Source organism: Hyphomicrobiales bacterium, from assembly GCA_030688605.1.
Classification (GTDB): Bacteria; Pseudomonadota; Alphaproteobacteria; order Rhizobiales; family NORP267; genus JAUYJB01.
Genome location: JAUYJB010000130.1, coordinates 33,421 through 50,632, shown reverse-complemented (window position 1 = coordinate 50,632; position 17,212 = coordinate 33,421). Strand labels below are relative to the sequence as shown.

Below are 17,212 nucleotides of genomic sequence, written 5' to 3'. Positions count from 1 at the left end.
CGAGACGCGATAGGGAGAGGTGACGAGGCGGGCAATGGAACGGACATTCGACGAAGAGATCGGACAGCTTTCCCTCGGCCGCGGCGAGGTGGTCCGCTGCGAGGGCATCCTCGCCGTCACCAAGGCGCTGCTGCAATCGGGCGTCTCCTATGTCGGCGGCTATCAGGGCGCTCCGGTGTCCCACCTTCTCGACGTGCTGGTCTCCGCCAAGCCGTACATGAACGGGCTCGGCGTCCACGTTGAGGCGTGCAGCAACGAGGCCTCCGCCGCGGCGATGCTGGCGGCCTCGATCAACTATCCGGTGCGCGGCGCGGTGACGTGGAAATCGATCGTCGGCACCAACGTCGCCTCCGACGCGCTGTCGAACCTCGCCTCGGTCGGCGTCAAGGGCGGAGCGCTGATCATCCTCGGCGAAGACTATGGCGAGGGCGCCAGCGTGATCCAGGAGCGCAGCCTGGCGGTGGCGCTCAAATCGTCGATCTGGCTCGTCGACCCGCGGCCGAACCTTTCGAGCATGGTCGATCTGGTGGAGAAGAGCTTCGGCCTGTCGGAAGCCTCGAAGGTGCCGGTGATGGTGCAGCTTCGCATCCGCGCCTGCCACGTGCAGGGCGAATTCGTCGCCAAGGACAATGTCGAGCCGGCGCACGGCGAGATCACCAAGTTCGCCGAGCCGGCCGAGTTCCTCTATGAGCGGGTAAGTCACCCGCCGGCCACCTTCCTGCAAGAGCGGCAAAAGATCGAGGAGCGACTTCCCGCCGCGCAGACGTTCATCCGCGAGAACGTTCTCAACGAGGTCTTCAAGGGCCGCCACCGGGAGATCGGCCTGATCCTCCAGGGCGGGCTCTACAACACTGTGGTGCGCCAGCTTGCCGAGATGGGGCTTGCCGACGCCTTCGGCAAAGCGGCGATCGACCTTTACGTCCTCAACGTCACCCATCCGCTGGTGCCCGACGAGATCGAGCGTTTCTGCCGCGGCAAGAAGGCGGTGCTGGTCTTTGAGGAAGGCTCGCCGGCCTTCATCGAGCTTGAAATCGTGCGGATGCTGAGCCATGCCGACAGCGGAACGCGGGTGCACGGCAAGGATCTGCTGCCCGCGGCCGGCGAATATGGCGGGGCTGCGGTCGCCAAGGGGATTTTCGGTTTCCTGGACCGCTACCGGTCAAAGGAGCTCGATCTTGGGCCCGCGAAAAAGCACGTCGCCACGGTCGCGCGCGCGGCGGGCGAGGGAGCCGCCGCCTTCGAAACCGCCTTGCCGGCGAGGCCGCCGGGCTTCTGCACCGGCTGCCCGGAGCGCCCGGTCTTCGGCGCCATCAAGCTCGTCGAGCGCGAGCTTGGAAAGGTGCATGTGGCGGGCGACATCGGCTGCCATTCCTTCGCCACCTTCCCGCCCTTCTCGCTCGGCAACTCGATCCTCGGATACGGGCTGTCGCTGGCCTCGATGGCGGCGGTGGCGCCTATGCAGGAGCGCCGCCCCATCGCCATCATGGGCGACGGCGGGTTTTGGCACAACGGGCTGCAGACCGGCGTGCTGAGCAACCTGTTCAACAAGGGCGATGGGGTGCTCGTCATCATGCAGAACGGCTATTCCGCGGCCACCGGCCAGCAGGACCTGCCGTCTTCGCCCTACCAGACCATCGGCGGCGCGCCAAGCCGGGGCGCCGATATCGAGAAGGTGCTGAAGAGCTTCGGCGTCAGGTGGCTGCGCACGGTCAGGACCTATTCGGTGGCCAAGATGAAGCGGGCGCTGAAGGACGCCCTGACCACGGCGGAAAAAGGCCTCAAGGTCATCATCGCCGACGGCGAGTGCATGCTGGTGCGCCGGCGCCGTGAGGGGGCGGAGAAGGCGCGCGACTTGAAAGCCGGCCGGCGCGTCGGCGAAGCCAGGTTCGGCGTCGATGAGGATGTGTGCACCGGCGATCATTCCTGCATTGCGCTCTCCGGCTGCCCGTCGCTCACCGTCAAGCCGAACCCGGACCCGTTGCGCAGCGAACCGGTCGCCCATGTCGACCAGGATTGCGCCGCCTGCGGCCTGTGCGGCGAGATGGCCCACGCGGCAAGACTGTGCCCGTCCTTCTACCGCGCCGAGCGCATCCACAATGCCGGGCGCTTCGAACGGTTGGTGCACCGGGCGCGGCACCGGGCCATCGCGGCCCTGTCGCGGGTTGCCGCGTGACCGGGACGCTGCGCCTCTTGATCGCCGCGCTCGGCGGCGAAGGCGGCGGGGTTCTCGCCGGCTGGATCGTCGCCGCCACCGAGGCCCAGGGGCTCGCCGTGCAGGCGACGTCGATCCCGGGCGTCGCCCAGCGCACCGGCGCCACCACCTATTATCTGGAGATGGCTGAACGGGCCAAGAACGGTGCGGCGCCGGTCTTCGCGCTGATGCCGGTCGAGGGCGGCGTCGATATCGTCGTGGCGAGCGAGCTGATGGAGGCCGCGCGAATGGTCGAGCGCGGCTTCGTGACGCCCGATCGCACCTTCGTCGTCGCCTCCACGCACCGGGCGCTGACGGTGCCGGAAAAGTCGGCGCGCGGGGCCGCAGCCTTCAGCGCCGATCAGATGATCAAGGCGCTGGAAAGGCTGAGCCGCGACCGGTTCCTGTGCGACATGGCAGCGGCTAGCCGCGGGGCAGGGGCTTTCGTCAACGCGGTCATGCTCGGCCTCATCGCCGGCCTCGAGCTGCTGCCCGTCGACGAGAAGCACTATGTCGCCGCCATCAAGGCCGGGCGCGGCGGCGAAGCCAATCTGCGCGGCTTCAAGGCCGGTTTGGACATGGCGCGTGGGGATGCCGAGCCGCAAGGTAGCACCGCCCCGCGGCAAGAGGCTCCGCCCGCGCCTGAAAGCCTAGCCGCGCGGATCGCGGCGATGCCCGAGGAAGCCCGCGACATGGTGCGCATCGGCGCGGCCCGGCTCGTCGACTATCAGGGGCTTGCCTACGCCAGGCGCTATCTCGATCGGCTCGACCGCTTCCGCGACGACGGCCCGCTCCTGCGCGAGCTGGCGCGGCATCTGGCGGTGCGCATGAGCTACGAGGACATCATCCGCGTCGCCCAGCTCAAGTCGCGGCCTGAACGATTCGCCCGCATCCGCGCCGAGCACGGCATTGCCGACGGCGAGCCCTTTGAGCTCGTCGATTTCCTCAAGCCGGGAATTCCCGAAATCTCCGACCTGATGCCGCCGGCGATCGGCAGGCGGCTTCTCGCCTGGGCCGCGAAAAAGCCTGGCCGCGCCGATCTCGGCCCGGCCCTGACGCTGCGCACGACGACCTTTTCCGGGTTCATGCGCCTGTGGCTCCTGGCGCGGCTGCGCTTCTGGCGGCGCTTTACCCTGCGCCACAGCCAGGAGCAGGCGGAGATCGAGGCGTGGCTCGACCTCATCGACGAGGCGAGGGCGGCCGACGCCGGTTTCGCCCGCCAGGTCTGCGATCTCGGCCGCCTCGTCAAGGGCTATGGCGACACCCGAAGGCGGGCCGTCGCCACCCATGACGATCTTGTCGCGCGGCTGGTCAAGCCGGCGCTCGCCGGCACAACGCCGGCCAGGAAGGCGGCCGACGCGCTGGCTGGCGAGATCAGACAGATCCTGACCAGCCGGTGACGCCGTTCGGCCGCCGCTAAGGGTTGCCTGTTACGCATATGGACCGCCCGGAATTAGTGCGATAAAGATAGCCGCGCCCGCAGTCGCTTGGCGCACCCTCCCGCCGATATTGACAGGCGCGGTTCATTCTCTAATGGATCCTAGGAAGAGGTCAGTCGCTTGATGTCGTCAACATTTGATAAGGTCGCGGCGATCATTTCCGAGACGAGCGAAATTCCGCTCGAGGAGATCAAACCTGAGAGTCACACCATCGACGATCTGGGCATCGACAGCCTCGACTTTCTCGACATCGTTTTCGCCATCGACAAGAGCTTCGGCATCAAGATCCCGCTCGAAGCGTGGACCGAGGAGGTCAATAAGGGCCTGGCCCCGGCGGAAGACTATTTCGTGCTCGAAAAGCTGTGCGCCCGCATCGATACCCTGGTCGCCGGGAAGAGCTGACCGTCAGCCGGTGCACGATGCAGCTTGAATATTTTCAGATGATCGACGCGGTGACGTCGTTCGACCCCGAGCGGCGGTGTCTCAAGGCGCGCGCGACGGTTCCGACCCAAAGCCCGATCTTCGAGGGCCATTTCCCCGGCTACCCGATCATGCCGGGCGTGCTGTTGATCGAGACCATGGCGCAGGCCTCCGGCTATCTTCTGCTCGGCCTCAACCGGTTCGCCCGCATGCCGTTCCTGGCCGGCGTCAGGGAGGCAAAGCTGCGCACCTTCGTCGAGCCGAAAACGGAGCTCGACATCACTGCGGAGCAGATTCACGACGGCTCCGGCTTTTCGATCACCTCGGCGGAGATCGCGGCCGAGGGGAAGAGCATCTGCGACGCCAGGCTGACCTTCCGTTTCCTCGACTTCCCGGCGCCGGAGCTGAAGGCCATGGTGCGCCAGAACGCGGTGCGGATCGGCCTGTTGGAAGAGGCAAGCTGAGATGCCGGCGGGCCATCCGCGCGACGCGGTGATCACCGGGATCGGCCTCGTCACCGCGCTTGCCGACGGCATCGAGGCGCATCACCGCCTGCTAAGCGCGGCCGAACGGCCGCGGCCGCTCACCGATGCCGAGCGCTTCGCGCCTTACCCGGTGCATCCGCTGGTCGAGATCGACCTGTCGCCCCAGATCCCGAAGCGCGGCGATATCCGGCAGATGGAGGACTGGCAGCGCTACGGCACCTATGCCGCGGGCCTGGCGCTCGACGATGCCGGACTTGCCGGCAACGAGGCGGTTCTGAGCGAGGCCGGGCTGATCGTCGCCGCCGGCGGCGGCGAGCGCGACCCGGAGGTCGACGCGGCGATCCTGGAGGGGCTTGCAGGGGCGAAGGATCCCGGCGCCTTCATCAACGAGCGGCTGATGAACGATCTCAGGCCGACGCTGTTTCTGGCCCAACTTTCGAACCTTCTCGCCGGCAACATCTCCATCGTCCACAAGGTGATCGGTTCCTCCCGCACATTCATGGGCGAGGAGCTTTGCGGCGCCATGGCGCTCGACATCGCAGCGCGGCAGATCCGCGCCGACCAGGGCGACGTGTTCCTCGTCGGCGGCTCCTACAATGCGCCGCGACCGGACATGCTGCTCTATCTCGCGCTCGGCGGCTATCTGTGGACCGGGCCGACGGTGCCGCCCCTGTGGCAGCGCGGCGGCCAGGAGGGGGGCATCGTCTGCGGCAGCATGGGGGCGTTTCTGGTGCTCGAGGCTCGCGCCCACGCCGCGGCGCGCGGCGCGCGGGTCTATGCCCGCCTCGACGAGGTCATCGCCGGACGCGGGCGGCGCGACGACGCGCAGGCTTTCGAAGCGTACGCGCTCGAATTGGCGGCGCGGCTCGGCGCGGCTCTCGGCGACGAGCCTGCCGGCCTTCTGTCGGGCGCCTCTGGCGCGCGTCGGGCGTTGGAGACGGAGCGGCGGATGATCGAAAAGCTTGCCGCCGAGCGCCCGCTGCCCGTTCGCGGCCTAGCCACCATGATCGGCCACGGCCTCGAGGCGCAGATGCCGGCCTCGGTCGCGCTCGCGGCCATTGCGCTCAAGAACAAGCTTTTCTACCGTCCCTTCGACGATGACGGCTTCGAGCAGGCGGCGAACGCGGCGCCTGCGAGCATCGCGGTCACCGGCTGGGGGCATTGGAACGGCGAGGCGGTCGCGGTTCTCCGCGCCGAGGATTGATGCAGAAGAGCAAGACATGACGGACGCCAAGGACCATAGAGGACGTCCGCTGGTCGCCGTCACCGGTATCGGCGTCGTCACCTCGCTCGGCACCGGCATAGCAGACAATTGGGCGGCGCTGACCGCCGGCACGTCCGGCATCCACCGCATCGTCCGGTTTTCGACCGAGGGCCTGCGCACCACCATCGCCGGCACCGTCGACTTCCTCGACAATGTGCCGCCGACGGCGGGCAAGCTGACCGAGCGGTTCGCCGTCCTCGCCGCCGAGGAGGCGGTGGCCCAGGCCGGCATTGGCGCGCCCGGACGCTTCCCCGGGCCGCTGTTTGCCGCCGTGCCGCCGGTCGAGATCGATTGGGCGCAGCGCGCCGAGCTCTATGCCGACCCGGCCGCGGAGGGCACCGGCTATGCACGCCTGTTCGCCGCCGCCCGCACCGAGAAATACGCCCATATCCACGATCTATCGACCTTCGGATGGCCGGCCGAGCGGCTCGCCGCGCGCTTCGGCACGCAGGGGGCTCCGGTTTCGCTGTCGACGGCCTGCGCGTCCGGCGCCAGCGCCATCCAACTCGGCCTCGACGCCCTGCGCCGCGGCGACTGCGAGACGGCGCTGTGCATCGGCAGCGACGGCTCGGTGCATGCCGAGGCGGTGATCCGCTTCTCGCTGCTGTCGGCCCTGTCGACCCAGAACGACCCGCCCGAAAAGGCGGCAAAGCCCTTCTCCCAGAACCGCGACGGCTTCGTCATCGCCGAGGGCGCCGGCGCCCTGGTGCTGGAAAATCTCGATAGCGCGAAAGCGCGCGGCGCCAAGATCCTCGCCATCCTGCGCGGCTGCGGCGAGCGCGCCGACGATTTTCACCGCACCCGCTCGAAACCGGACGGCTCGTCGATCATCGGCGCCATCGAACGTGCGCTCGAGGACGCCGGCGTCAGCCCGGAGGAGATCGATTACGTCAACGCCCACGGCACCGGCACCTCGGAAAACGACAAGATGGAATATCTGTGCCTGTCGACGGTGCTCGGCGACAGCCTGCCCGGCACCCCGGTCAGCTCCAACAAGTCGATGATCGGCCACACGCTGACGGCGGCCGGCGCGGTCGAGGCGATCTTCACCATCATGAGCATCCGGACCGGGCGCCTACCGCCGACCATCAATTACGAGGAGCCCGACCCGGCGATCCCGCTCGACGTGGTGCCGAATGTGGCGCGCGACGCCAAGGTGACGACGGCGCTTTCCAACTCATTCGGCTTCGGCGGCCAGAATCTGACCCTTGTCCTTTCGGCCGAACCGGCGTGATGGAGAAAAGCGGATGAGCGAACCGGCGCAACGGCGGCGGGTCTATGTTATCGGCGGCAGCCGGGGCATCGGCGCAGCCTGCGTCCGCGCCATCGCCGAAGCCGATTTCGACATCACCTTCACCAGCCGCGAGCCCATGGGGCCGGTCCGCGGGGTTGCCGCCGACATTCGGGCGGCGCAGCCGCAAGCCGATTTCAGAATCGAGGAATTGGACGTCAGCAAGCGCGATCAGCTCGAGCGAATGGCGGCGATGATCGAAGGGGACGAGCAGGCTTTCGGCCTCGTCTATGTTGCCGGCCAGAGCTACGACATGCTCGTCGCCGGCGTCGATCTCGACCGCGCCATCGACCTCATGCAGGTCAATTTCTTCGGCTTCATGCGGCTTGCCGGCGCCGCCATGCGCCCCATGGTGAGCGCGCGCCGCGGGCGCATCATCGCCATGGGCTCGGTGACGGCTCTCTACGGCACGTCGGGCAATGCCAGCTATGCGGCGACAAAGGGGGCGATGCTCGGCTATGTGCGCACGCTCGCCGTCGAGGTCGGCCGCAAGGGGGTGACCGTCAACTATGTCGCGCCGGGCTTCGTGAATACCGATCTGGTCGCGCCCTATGCGCCGCATCTCGACCGGATGCAAAAGCAGATCCCGGCCGGCCGGCTGGCGGACCCCGCCGAGGTCGCCGACCTCGTCGCCTTCCTGGTCTCTCCGTCGGCGGCCTATATCAACGGCGCCATGCTGACCATCGATGGCGGCCTTTCCGCCAGCCTCATCTCCCGGCGCGGTTGACCGGCCGGACGGCAGGCAATACTGAGACCCTCTCATGCGCGCATTGCAGCTCATCAGGGAGCGCGAGCTCAAGATCACCGACATCGATCCGCCGCCGCCTCCGGGCCCCGGAGAGGTGCAGGTGCGGGTAGCGGCGGTGGCACTCAACCATATCGACGTGTGGGGCTGGCGCGGCATGGCGTTCGCCAGGCGCAAGCTGCCGCTCGTCGTCGGCGCCGAGGCGGCCGGCGAGGTCACCGCCGCCGGGCCGCAGGCGAGCGGTCTCAGGCAAGGGCAGCAGGTGGCGCTCTATGGCGCGGAGACCTGCGGCGTCTGCCGGGCCTGCCGCGAGGGCCGCGACAATCTGTGCGAGGAGGTCGCCGGCATCCACGGCTTCCACATTGACGGATTTGCCTGCGAGCGGGTCAACATGAAGGCCCGCCTGTGCGTGCCCGTGCCCGCCGGCGTCGACATCAAGGAGGCGGCCTGCGCGTCGGTCACCTTCGGCACCGTCGAGCACATGCTGTTCGACAATGCCAGGCTTGAGGCCGGCGAGACGGTGCTCATCCAGGCCGGCGGCAGCGGCATCGGGTCGGCCGCCATCCTTCTCGCCAAGGCGGCCGGCGCCACCGTCATCACCACCGTCGGCAGCGACGAGAAGGCGGAAAAGGCCCGCGCGCTCGGCGCCGATCACGTCATCAACTACGCCACCGAGCGCTTCGAGGGGGTGGTCCGCCGCCTGACCCAGAAGAAGGGCGTCGACGTGGTGTTCGAGCATACCGGCGTCGACACCTGGGCCGGAAGCCTGTTATCGCTGAGGCGCGGCGGACGGCTGGTCACGTGCGGCTCGACATCGGGGATCACGGCGGAGATCAACCTGATGCAGCTTTTCCAGCAGCAATACCGGATCTTCGGCAGCTTCGGCTGCAGGATCGCCAATATCGCGACGGCGCTCAAGAAGATGGCCGACGGCACGGCGAGGCCGGTGATCGACACGGTGATCGACCTTGCCGGGATCGAAAACGGATTGAAACGGCTTGAGGGCCGCAGCGTTTTCGGCAAGATCGTGATGACGTTGTAGAGTCGAGAGTTGTCGGGGGGCGTTGCCTTTGAAAAGGCGTAGACGGGCCAGACGGCGCGGCGTGGGGGTCTTCGATTGGCTCTTCGCGCAGCTCGTTCTCGGCATTCTGAAGCTGCTGCGGCTGATGCCGGCGCAAGCCGCGATTTCGATCGGCGGGCGCTGCGGGCGCATTCTCGGGCCGCGTCTGCCGCACAGCCGTACCGCGCGCGACAATCTGCGCCATGCCTATCCCGACATGCCGGCGGAAGAGCTCGAGGCGTTGCTGGCCGATGCCTGGGACAATCTCAGCCGCACCGCGATCGAGTATGTGTTCCTCGACCGCATATTCGACTTCGACCCGCAACACCCCGGCGCAGGCCGCATCGAGGTCGACGGCGTCGACGGCTTCTTCAAGATCAGGGATGGCGGCAAGCCGTGCATCGTCTTCACCGCGCATCTTGCCAATTGGGAGCTGTTGGCGGTGTGCGCGGCGACCTTCCATCTCGATGTCGCGGTGCTCTTCCGGCCGCCGAACAACGCCTATCTCGCGCAGCGCCTCGACCAGGTGCGCGGCCGCGTGATGGGCGCGCTGGTCAAATCGCGCAAGGGCGCGCTGATCGAGCTCGGCGCGGTGCTGGAGCGCGGCGGCCATGTCGGCCTGTTGGTCGATCAGTACTTTCATAGGGGCCCGACCGTTCCCTTTTTCGGCCGCCCGGTAAAGGTCAACCCGGCTCTCGCCACGCTGGCGCGGCGCTATGGCTGCGACGTCTATGGCGTGCGCACGATCCGCCTCCCGCAGGGGCGGTTCCGGCTCGAGCTGAAAGGGCCCATCGCGATGCCGCGCGATGAGGCCGGCGACATCGACGTGAAGGCGACCATGGCCAAGGTGACGGAGATCGTCGAGGGCTGGGTGCGCGAGCATCCCGAACAGTGGCTGTGGATGCACCGCCGCTGGCGGCCGGAAGCGCTCTCCAGGCGGCCTAAGCGCCGTAGCGCTCGCGGTACCAGTCGACAAAGGCCTTGACGCCGGTCTCGATCGGGGTGGCCGGGCGGAAGCCGGTGAGCCGTTCCAAGAGATCGCAGTTGGCGAATGTGCGCGGCACGTCGCCGGGCTGCATCTCCATCAGGTTGCGCTCGGCCTTGCGGCCCAGCGTATTTTCGATCGCCTCGATGAAGGGGACGAGGCCGACCGGGGCGCCGGCGCCGATATTGACGACCCGGAAGGGGGCCGCGGGCGAGAGCGAATCCGAAGCATCGGCGTCGCTCGCTTCGCTGCCGGCCTTCGGGACCACGTCGATGAGGCGGACGATCGCCTCGATGAGATCGTCGATATAGGTGAAGTCACGCTCCATGTTGCCGAAGCCGTAAACGTCGATGGGCTCGGACTTGAGGATGGCCGCGACGAACTTGAACAGCGCCATGTCGGGCCGGCCCCACGGCCCGTAGACGGTGAAGAAGCGGAACGCCGTCGTCGGGATGCTCCACAAATGGGCGTAGGAATGGGCCATCAGCTCGGTCGATTTCTTAGTCGCCGCATAGAGCGTAAGCGGGTGGTCGGCGCGGTCGGTCTCGTTGAACGGCATGTCGGTGTTGGCGCCGTAGACGGAGCTCGTCGAGGCAAGGAGCAGGTGCTTGGGGCTAAGCGCGCGGGCGATCTCCAATACGTTGAAGGTGCCGGTGAGGTTCGAATCGACATAGGCGCGCGGGTTTTCGAGGCTGTAGCGCACCCCGGCCTGGGCGGCGAGATGGACGATGACGTCCGGCTGCTCGTCGGCGGCGATGCGCGAAATTTCCGCGAAATTCTCGAGCTTCTCGACGTAGGCCCGGAAACGGTTCGAGCGGGCGAGCAGCGCGTGGCGGTCCTGCTTCAGCTTGACGTCGTAATAGGGCGTCAGCGCGTCGATGCCGGCGACGAAATGGCCGTCGGCGATGAGCCGCCGGGCGAGGTGGAAGCCGATGAAGCCGGCGGTCCCTGTGACGAGAAAGCGCATGGCGGGCTATGCCGCCCGGGTCTTGAGTTTGCGTTCCCAGGCCAGCGCGTGGGTGACGATGGTGTCGAGATCGTCGAGCTCGGGCCGCCAGTCCAGGGCCTCGAGAATCCGGCGCGTCCCGGCCACCAGCTCCGGCGGGTCGCCTTCGCGGCGGCCGACCTCGCGCACCGGAAAATCGACACCAGACATACGCTTGACCGAGGCAACCACCTCGCGCACCGAATAGCCGCAGCCATAGCCGCAATTGAGCGTCAGGCTCTCACCCCCGCCGCGCAGATGAGCGAGCGCGGCGGAATGGGCGCGGGTAAGATCGGTGACGTGAATGTAGTCGCGCACGCCGGTGCCGTCGGGCGTAACGAAGTCGGTGCCGAAAATCTCGAGATGGCTGCGCTCGCCGAGGGCAGCCTGGGCCGCGACCTTGATGAGATGCGTCGCCTGCGGCGTCGACTGTCCGGCGCGGCCCTGCGGATCGGCGCCGGCGACGTTGAAGTATCTGAGCGCCGCGAAGCGCAATTGGTGCGCGGCGGCGACGTCGCGCAGCATCGTCTCGGTCATCATCTTCGAGGCGCCGTAAGGCGAGATCGGCGCCAAGGGCGCGTCCTCGTAGACCGGGCTTGCGACGGGGATGCCGTAGACGGCGGCGGTGGAGGAGAAGATGAAATGCTTCACCCCGCTCAGGACCGCGGCCTGGATCAGGGCGCGCGAATTGACCGTGTTGTTCAGATAGTAGGCGAGCGGATCGCGCACGGATTCCGGCACGACGACGGAGCCGGCGAAATGGATGACGGCTTCGACGCCGTGGCCCGCCATGAGCGCCGCGATCCTGTCCTCGTCGCCGGCATTGGCGACAACGAGCTCGGCCGCCGGCGCCACGGCGCGGCGCAAGCCGGTCGACAGATCGTCGACCACCAGCACCGTCTCTCCCCTGTCGAGGAGCTCATGCACCATGTGGCTGCCGATATAACCGGCGCCGCCGGTCACCAACACGGTCATATCCGCGTCTCCCGCAAGCATTCCCTTTCAAATAACAATCTTAGCGGATAAACATTTCGTTGTGGTAACCGAGCTGGGAAGGGGGGATGGCGAAACCTATCCGAAAGGCGGTGCTTCCCGTGGCCGGGCTCGGCACCCGGTTCCTGCCGGCGACCAAGGCGATGCCCAAGGAAATGCTGACGGTCGTCGACCGGCCGGTGATCCAGCATGTGGTCGACGAGGCGCGCGAGGCGGGGATCGAGCATTTCATCTTCGTGACCGGGCGCAACAAGTCGGTGATCGAGGATCATTTCGACCGCCAGGTCGAGCTTGAGGAGGCGCTACGCCAGCGCGGCAAGATGGCGGAACTGGCGGTGCTGGAAGCCACCCTGCCGGCGCCCGGACAGCTCAGCTTCACCCGCCAGCAGGAGCCGCTCGGGCTCGGCCATGCGGTGTGGTGCGCGCGCCATATGATCGGCAACGAGCCGTTCGCGCTGCTGTTGCCCGACGTGCTCATGCGCGGGCCGCGGGGTTGCCTCATCGAGATGGTCGAAGCCTATGCGGCCTGCGGCGGCAACATCATCGCGGTGCAGGAGGTCGCGCCGGAAGAGGCGCATCAATATGGCATCGTCGAGATCGGCGAGAATACGAACGGCTTCCAGCGCATCATCGGCATGGTCGAAAAGCCGGCGAAGGGCGCCGCGCCTTCCAACCTGATGATTACCGGCCGCTACATATTGCAGCCGGAAATCCTCGACATCCTCTCCTCGCAGGCCGCCGGCGCCGGCGGCGAGATCCAGCTTACCGACGCCATGCGGGCGCTGCTGGAGAATCAGGAGTTCTTCGCCGTGCGCTATGACGGCCAATCGTTCGATTGCGGCAACAAGGTCGGTTTTCTCGCCGCCAACATCGCCTTCGCGCTTGCTCGAGAGGATATGCGCGCCGACCTGCTTGCGGCGCTGCGGGATATCCTTAGCGAGCAACAATAGATCCGATGAGTGCGGACGCCGGCGGCCTTGTGCGCGACGCGGCCGGTCTGCGCCGCTGCTGGTGGTGCGGCGGCGATGCCGAATACACCGCCTATCACGACCGCGAATGGGGACGGCCGACCGGCGACGACAGGCGGCTGTTCGAAAAAATCTGCCTGGAGGGGTTTCAGGCCGGCCTGTCCTGGCTCACCATCCTGAAAAAGCGGAAGAATTTCCGCAGAGCCTTCCTTAATTTCGATTTCGAACAAGTCGCCCGCTTCACCGACCGGGATGTCGAGCGACTGCTCCAAGATGCCGGCATCGTGCGCCACCGCGGCAAGATCGCCTCGGTCGTCAACAATGCGCACCGCGCCCGCGAGCTTAAGGCGGAGGCGGGCTCGCTTGCCGCCTTCTTCTGGCGCTTCGAGCCGGACCCGGCGAGTCGCCCGCGCGAGATCGATATCGATACGCTGAAGGGGCTCGGCCAGACGGTCGAATCGACGGCGCTCGGCAAGGCGCTCAAACGGCGCGGCTGGAGCTTCGTCGGGCCGACGACGGTCTATGCCTTCATGCAGGCGATGGGGCTGGTCAACGATCATCTGGCCGGTTGCGCCGTGCGCGCCGAGGTCGAGGCCGAGCGGGCGGCGTTCATCCGCCCGTAAAATTCCGCTACCGCTGCGCGGCTGAAGGCCGCCCGGCACCGCTAAACATATCGGCGAGATTTGGCTTGACAGCGCAAGAACCGTGCTAAGACTCGCCTCGGACGCGGCGTGGGGATGCCATGGAAAGTCAAGACGACGGGATGCCGAACCCGGCCGATAGGCACCGTCTGGACGAGGCGATCCGCAAGGCGCGGAGCGCCCAGGCGGAGCAAACCGATGTCGTAGTCGAGCTGAAGGCGGCCGAGCTTGCGCGGCTGGCGATGATCGAGGACGAGTTGAAGGAGATCTTCGCCCAGGTTCCCGAGGGCAACGATCAGTTTGACTTCGCGCTCGTCCCCGGCAATCCGCCGCGGCTTTGGATCGACATGATCGCCTTCATCATGATGGACCGCGACCGGCGGACCTATCGTTTTATCAGGGACACGAGCAGCGGCCGCCAGGTGATCGCCCAATCCGCCGAGCTGGAGGTGATCAGGGCCAAGGTGACGGACTATGTCGCGCACCGCATCGTCGAGCGCGAGCGGCTGTTGGCGGGCGAGCCGGAGATGCCGGCTCGGAGCCCCGATGCGATGACGGGGACCGGAAGGATCCGAGGCTATTTCGGCGTCCCCGGGCTTGTGGCGGCGTTTCTGTTCGGGTTGATGTTCGGCGCCCTGGGCCTACTGTTTTGGGGGTTCTACGTCGTCTCCTGGCCGTCCGGCGCGGGTTAGGGCGTTGCTTCGGGAAGCAGCCGGCGCATATAGGGGGTCGTCACCTGCCGCGTGTCGGGATGGAGGCACCGCGCGCTCATCTCGATCGACCAGCCGGTCCCGGCCGCCCGGATGCGGAACAGATGATATTGCGCCGACGGCTTGGGCGGCATCCCGATCGCAGAGGCGGAGGGAACGCCGACGATCGGGATCGGGCGCTCGGGGCCGGGCGTGAAATACAGCGTATCGGTGTGATTGTGGCCGTGCAGGACGAGCTCGGCGCCTGCGCCGGCGAGGATTTCCTTCACCGCCGCGGCGTCGAGCAGGCGCTTGTGCCAATGGGTCGGCACCGGATGCGGCGGATGATGGATGAGCACGACGCGGCAGCAGCCCTCGCGCCCGAGCGCGGCGAGCCATTCGGTGAGGCGCACCAGTTGCGCCGGCCCGACGCGCCCGACGCCGAGGAAAGGAGCGCTCGCCATGGCGGTCGTAACGCCGATGAGCGCGATGCCGTCGCGCCGGCGCACATAGGGCCAATCGGCCGCAGGATTGCCGTCCGGCGGGTCCCCTTGCGCGCGCATATAGGGGCGCCAGAGGCCGATGCCCTTCCGTTCGGGCACCGCCACATAGGCGTCGTGGTTGCCCGGCACGAGCGATGCCCGCTCGGGGGTGAAGTGGCTTTCCAGCCAGGCGCGGGCGCGGACGAACTCGTCTTCGATCGCCAGATTGACGAGGTCGCCGGTGAGCGCCACATGGTCCGGCCGTTCCGCCTTAAGCGCCGAGACCAGGGCTTCCAGTGCCCAATCCTGGTGGCTTGCGCCTCTCCGGCGAAGAATGTTCAGATAGCCGATCAGCCGCTTGCCGCGCAGTTCCATGAGGCGCGGGGTGCGGGGCAGGGAAAGATGAATGTCGGAAAGGTGGGCGAGGGTGAACATGCCGGGGACACTATAGGCCGCGCCCTTTCGCCGTGCCAGATTCCATGAGCGAGACCCTGAAACGAGTTCTCAAGCCGGCCCTGCGCCGGGTCTATCAGCCGCTGATGCGGCTCACCCGCGGGCTGACCATGGGCACGAACTGCGCGCTCGTCGATCGTGAGGGGCGCGTGCTCCTCGTCCGGCACAGCTATACGCCGGGATGGAGCTTTCCAGGCGGCGGGGTGGAGCCCGGCGAGACGGTGATGCAAGCGCTTTCACGCGAGCTTGCCGAGGAGGTCGGCGTGGAATTGCAGGGCAAGCCGAGGCTGCACGGCATCTTCGCCAATTTCGAGATGTTTCCGGGCGATCACGTCGCCTTTTTCGTCGCCGAGGAATGGCGCCGGCTGGAGGCGCCCAAACGCAATCTCGAAATCGTCGAGCAGCGCCTGTTCGCGCGCGGCCAATGGCCGGAGACGCTGACGCCGGCGACGCGGCGCCGGCTCGCCGAGCTGTTCGAGGGGGCCGAGATCTCCGAGAAGTGGTAGATCAGAAGCGGGCGCGGTCGTGCGCCGCCGCATAGTCGATCTCGGGCCCCAGCGGCACGATGCCGGACGGATTGATGCGCGTGTGGCTCTCGTAATAATGGCGCTTGATGTGGTTCAGATCGACCGTCTCGGCGATTCCCGGCACCTGATAAAGATCGCGCAGATAGTTGGACAGGTTCGGGTAGTCGGCGATCCGCCTCAGATTGCATTTGAAGTGGCCGACATAGACCGGATCGAAGCGCACCAGCGTCGTGAACAGCCGCCAATCGGCCTCGGTGATCCGGCCGCCGACGAGATAGCGCTGCCGCGACAGCCGTTCCTCGAGCGCGTCGAGGGTCTCGAACAGCGCCCAGAAAGCCTCCTCATAGGCAGCCTGGGTTCTGGCGAAGCCGCAGCGGTAGACGCCGTTGTTGACGGTCTCGTAGACGGTGGCGTTGATGGCGTCGATCTCCTCGCGCAGGTCGGGCGGATAGAAATCGACCGTCGCGTCGCCATAGGCGTCGAACGCCGAGTTCAACATCCGGATGATCTCGGAGGATTCGTTGTTGACGATGGTCTTGCGCTCCTTGTCCCACAGCATCGGCACCGTCACGCGGCCGGAATAGCCGGGTTTCGCCCTCAGATAGACCTCACAAAGGTAGGTTGCCTGGTTCACCGCGTCCGGGATCACGCCGGGCGCGGCCGCAAACGTCCAGCCGTGCTTTCCGATGCGCCAATGCGCGACGGAGAGCGAAATTGCATCCTCGAGGCGCTTCAGCTTGCGGAAGATGAGCGTGCGGTGGGCCCACGGGCAGGAAAGCGCGACATAGAGGTGGTAGCGGCCAGGTTCCGCTGCAAAGCCGCCTTCGCCGGAAGGGCCCGGCGCGCCGTCGGCGGTCACCCAATCGCGGAACTCGGATTCCTTGCGCACGAAGCGGCCGCCCGGCGCCTCGGTGTCGTGCCAAGTGTTCTTCCAGATTTTTTCGACCCGCTGTTCCATTTCCGAATGATGCCTTTCTCCTTCGCCGCGCGGCCATGGCCTCAACATAGGAAGCCGGCAGCGCTGATCCAGGCCATTTCCGAAACTCTTTTCATTCCAAAGTCATGGTGCTATCAACGAAGGGGTTTTGGTTACCGACGAATCGCCGCGGACAGGGAGGGCACCGATGGCCGGCAAATTCGAGATACTGAAGCAGAAGGATGGGCAGTTCTATTTCGTGCTGAAAGCGGCGAATGGGGAGATCATTGCCCGTTCGGAGGGCTATAAGGGAAAGGCCGGCTGCGCGAACGGCATCGAGTCGGTGAGGAAGAACGCGTCCAAGGCGAAGGTGGTCGATCTGAGCAGCAAGTGATCAAAGCAGGTCTGGCCGTCGGGGGTTCTTGGCCCTGCGGTCGGGGTTAGCGCAGATCGGGGGGGCCTGCGCCGCCAGGGCGCTGGACGCTGTCGATATGGCGTGCTAATGGCGCCGCCGAGGTCATTTCGAGAGGGCTTTAGGGTCATGGGTTTGCGGCCGATCGCGCGACGACGAGACGATCTCGGGCGGAAGAAATCCGCCAAGCCGCGCCGCGCTGCGGCCTGACCCGACAGACCCATTCTCCATTGTTGACGGTAGAGGGGCGTCGGATCGGCGCAGCG

General features: G+C 66.8%; 18 protein-coding genes. 14 read left to right on the top strand and 4 right to left on the bottom strand.

All coding sequences use genetic code 11. The annotated features are described in order from the left end of the window. The first annotated feature begins 34 nt into the window (after window positions 1-34). The 9 genes from Q8P46_14225 (at window position 35) to Q8P46_14185 (ending at window position 9,880) form a co-directional block, all read left to right on the top strand. A complete protein-coding gene (locus Q8P46_14225; protein ID MDP2621305.1) occupies window positions 35-2,173 on the top strand; it encodes an indolepyruvate ferredoxin oxidoreductase subunit alpha in 2,139 nt (712 codons plus the stop codon). Continuing rightward, window positions 2,170-3,591 carry an indolepyruvate oxidoreductase subunit beta family protein gene (locus Q8P46_14220; GenBank protein ID MDP2621304.1) on the top strand — a complete coding sequence of 474 codons (1,422 nt, stop codon included), beginning with the start codon at window positions 2,170-2,172 and terminating at the stop codon, window positions 3,589-3,591. The genes Q8P46_14225 and Q8P46_14220 overlap by 4 nt, the downstream gene beginning before the upstream one ends. A 162-nt stretch (window positions 3,592-3,753) precedes the next feature. Further along, a complete protein-coding gene (locus tag Q8P46_14215) occupies window positions 3,754-4,032 on the top strand; it encodes an acyl carrier protein (GenBank protein MDP2621303.1) in 279 nt (92 codons plus the stop codon). A gap of 17 nt (window positions 4,033-4,049) precedes the next feature. Continuing rightward, window positions 4,050-4,514 (top strand): 3-hydroxyacyl-ACP dehydratase FabZ family protein, encoded by a 465-nt coding sequence (locus Q8P46_14210; protein MDP2621302.1) that lies wholly within the window; start codon window positions 4,050-4,052, stop codon window positions 4,512-4,514. A 1-nt stretch (window position 4,515) separates the two neighbouring features. After that, on the top strand, window positions 4,516-5,739 hold the full coding sequence (locus Q8P46_14205; protein ID MDP2621301.1) for a beta-ketoacyl-ACP synthase: 1,224 nt from the start codon (window positions 4,516-4,518) through the stop codon (window positions 5,737-5,739). A gap of 16 nt (window positions 5,740-5,755) precedes the next feature. Further along, window positions 5,756-7,033, top strand: a complete 1,278-nt coding sequence (locus tag Q8P46_14200) for a beta-ketoacyl-ACP synthase (protein MDP2621300.1) — start codon at window positions 5,756-5,758, stop codon at window positions 7,031-7,033. Between the two features lie 13 nt (window positions 7,034-7,046). After that, a complete protein-coding gene (locus Q8P46_14195; GenBank protein ID MDP2621299.1) occupies window positions 7,047-7,817 on the top strand; it encodes an SDR family oxidoreductase in 771 nt (256 codons plus the stop codon). Window positions 7,818-7,851: 34 nt separating this feature from the next. Beyond that, window positions 7,852-8,877: a zinc-binding dehydrogenase gene (locus tag Q8P46_14190; protein MDP2621298.1), complete on the top strand. Its 1,026-nt coding sequence runs from the start codon at window positions 7,852-7,854 to the stop codon at window positions 8,875-8,877. Window positions 8,878-8,905: 28 nt separating this feature from the next. Further along, the gene (locus Q8P46_14185; GenBank protein MDP2621297.1) at window positions 8,906-9,880 is read left to right on the top strand and encodes a lipid A biosynthesis lauroyl acyltransferase; all 975 of its coding nucleotides are present in this window, start codon (window positions 8,906-8,908) and stop codon (window positions 9,878-9,880) included. Here Q8P46_14185 and Q8P46_14180 read toward each other — a convergent pair. After that, entirely contained in the window at window positions 9,837-10,847 is a 1,011-nt protein-coding gene (locus tag Q8P46_14180; GenBank protein ID MDP2621296.1) for an NAD-dependent epimerase, read from the bottom strand. The genes Q8P46_14185 and Q8P46_14180 overlap by 44 nt on opposite strands. 6 nt (window positions 10,848-10,853) lie before the next feature. Beyond that, entirely contained in the window at window positions 10,854-11,840 is a 987-nt protein-coding gene (gene galE, locus Q8P46_14175) for a UDP-glucose 4-epimerase GalE (protein ID MDP2621295.1), read from the bottom strand. Window positions 11,841-11,926: 86 nt separating this feature from the next. Here galE and galU point away from each other — a divergent pair, with 86 nt between their 5' ends. The 3 genes from galU (at window position 11,927) to Q8P46_14160 (ending at window position 14,159) form a co-directional block, all read left to right on the top strand. Further along, entirely contained in the window at window positions 11,927-12,808 is an 882-nt protein-coding gene (gene galU / locus Q8P46_14170; protein ID MDP2621294.1) for a UTP--glucose-1-phosphate uridylyltransferase GalU, read from the top strand. Between the two features lie 5 nt (window positions 12,809-12,813). Then, window positions 12,814-13,449, top strand: coding sequence for a DNA-3-methyladenine glycosylase I (locus tag Q8P46_14165; GenBank protein ID MDP2621293.1), 636 nt, complete (start codon window positions 12,814-12,816; stop codon window positions 13,447-13,449). Window positions 13,450-13,568: 119 nt separating this feature from the next. Then, window positions 13,569-14,159: a hypothetical protein gene (locus Q8P46_14160; protein ID MDP2621292.1), complete on the top strand. Its 591-nt coding sequence runs from the start codon at window positions 13,569-13,571 to the stop codon at window positions 14,157-14,159. Here the strand turns inward: Q8P46_14160 and Q8P46_14155 are convergent. Continuing rightward, window positions 14,156-15,073: a metallophosphoesterase gene (locus Q8P46_14155; GenBank protein ID MDP2621291.1), complete on the bottom strand. Its 918-nt coding sequence runs from the start codon at window positions 15,071-15,073 to the stop codon at window positions 14,156-14,158. The two genes, Q8P46_14160 and Q8P46_14155, sit on opposite strands and share 4 nt — an antisense overlap. Before the next feature lie 44 nt (window positions 15,074-15,117). Here Q8P46_14155 and Q8P46_14150 point away from each other — a divergent pair, with 44 nt between their 5' ends. Then, on the top strand, window positions 15,118-15,597 hold the full coding sequence (locus tag Q8P46_14150) for an NUDIX domain-containing protein (protein ID MDP2621290.1): 480 nt from the start codon (window positions 15,118-15,120) through the stop codon (window positions 15,595-15,597). A gap of 1 nt (window position 15,598) precedes the next feature. On the opposite strand, the gene Q8P46_14145 is transcribed toward Q8P46_14150, so the two are convergent. After that, on the bottom strand, window positions 15,599-16,576 hold the full coding sequence (locus tag Q8P46_14145; protein ID MDP2621289.1) for a glutathione S-transferase family protein: 978 nt from the start codon (window positions 16,574-16,576) through the stop codon (window positions 15,599-15,601). Between the two features lie 166 nt (window positions 16,577-16,742). Between Q8P46_14145 and Q8P46_14140 the strand changes: the two genes are divergently transcribed. Further along, window positions 16,743-16,928, top strand: coding sequence for a YegP family protein (locus tag Q8P46_14140; GenBank protein MDP2621288.1), 186 nt, complete (start codon window positions 16,743-16,745; stop codon window positions 16,926-16,928). Window positions 16,929-17,212 lie beyond the last annotated feature (284 nt).

Excerpts from the sequence above, each read along its gene's own strand:
- Q8P46_14205 (MDP2621301.1), top strand. The coding sequence starts at position 4,516 with ATGCCGGCGGGCCATCCGCGCGACGCGGTGATCACCGGGATCGGCCTC.
- Q8P46_14210 (MDP2621302.1), top strand. The coding sequence starts at position 4,050 with ATGCAGCTTGAATATTTTCAGATGATCGACGCGGTGACGTCGTTCGAC.
- Q8P46_14190 (MDP2621298.1), top strand. The coding sequence starts at position 7,852 with ATGCGCGCATTGCAGCTCATCAGGGAGCGCGAGCTCAAGATCACCGAC.
- Q8P46_14165 (MDP2621293.1), top strand. The coding sequence starts at position 12,814 with ATGAGTGCGGACGCCGGCGGCCTTGTGCGCGACGCGGCCGGTCTGCGC.
- galU (MDP2621294.1), top strand. The coding sequence starts at position 11,927 with ATGGCGAAACCTATCCGAAAGGCGGTGCTTCCCGTGGCCGGGCTCGGC.
- Q8P46_14180 (MDP2621296.1), bottom strand. The coding sequence starts at position 10,847 with ATGCGCTTTCTCGTCACAGGGACCGCCGGCTTCATCGGCTTCCACCTC.
- Q8P46_14160 (MDP2621292.1), top strand. The coding sequence starts at position 13,569 with ATGGAAAGTCAAGACGACGGGATGCCGAACCCGGCCGATAGGCACCGT.
- Q8P46_14200 (MDP2621300.1), top strand. The coding sequence starts at position 5,756 with ATGACGGACGCCAAGGACCATAGAGGACGTCCGCTGGTCGCCGTCACC.
- Q8P46_14145 (MDP2621289.1), bottom strand. The coding sequence starts at position 16,576 with ATGGAACAGCGGGTCGAAAAAATCTGGAAGAACACTTGGCACGACACC.
- Q8P46_14140 (MDP2621288.1), top strand. The coding sequence starts at position 16,743 with ATGGCCGGCAAATTCGAGATACTGAAGCAGAAGGATGGGCAGTTCTAT.
- galE (MDP2621295.1), bottom strand. The coding sequence starts at position 11,840 with ATGACCGTGTTGGTGACCGGCGGCGCCGGTTATATCGGCAGCCACATG.
- Q8P46_14215 (MDP2621303.1), top strand. The coding sequence starts at position 3,754 with ATGTCGTCAACATTTGATAAGGTCGCGGCGATCATTTCCGAGACGAGC.
- Q8P46_14195 (MDP2621299.1), top strand. The coding sequence starts at position 7,047 with ATGAGCGAACCGGCGCAACGGCGGCGGGTCTATGTTATCGGCGGCAGC.
- Q8P46_14225 (MDP2621305.1), top strand. The coding sequence starts at position 35 with ATGGAACGGACATTCGACGAAGAGATCGGACAGCTTTCCCTCGGCCGC.
- Q8P46_14155 (MDP2621291.1), bottom strand. The coding sequence starts at position 15,073 with ATGTTCACCCTCGCCCACCTTTCCGACATTCATCTTTCCCTGCCCCGC.
- Q8P46_14150 (MDP2621290.1), top strand. The coding sequence starts at position 15,118 with ATGAGCGAGACCCTGAAACGAGTTCTCAAGCCGGCCCTGCGCCGGGTC.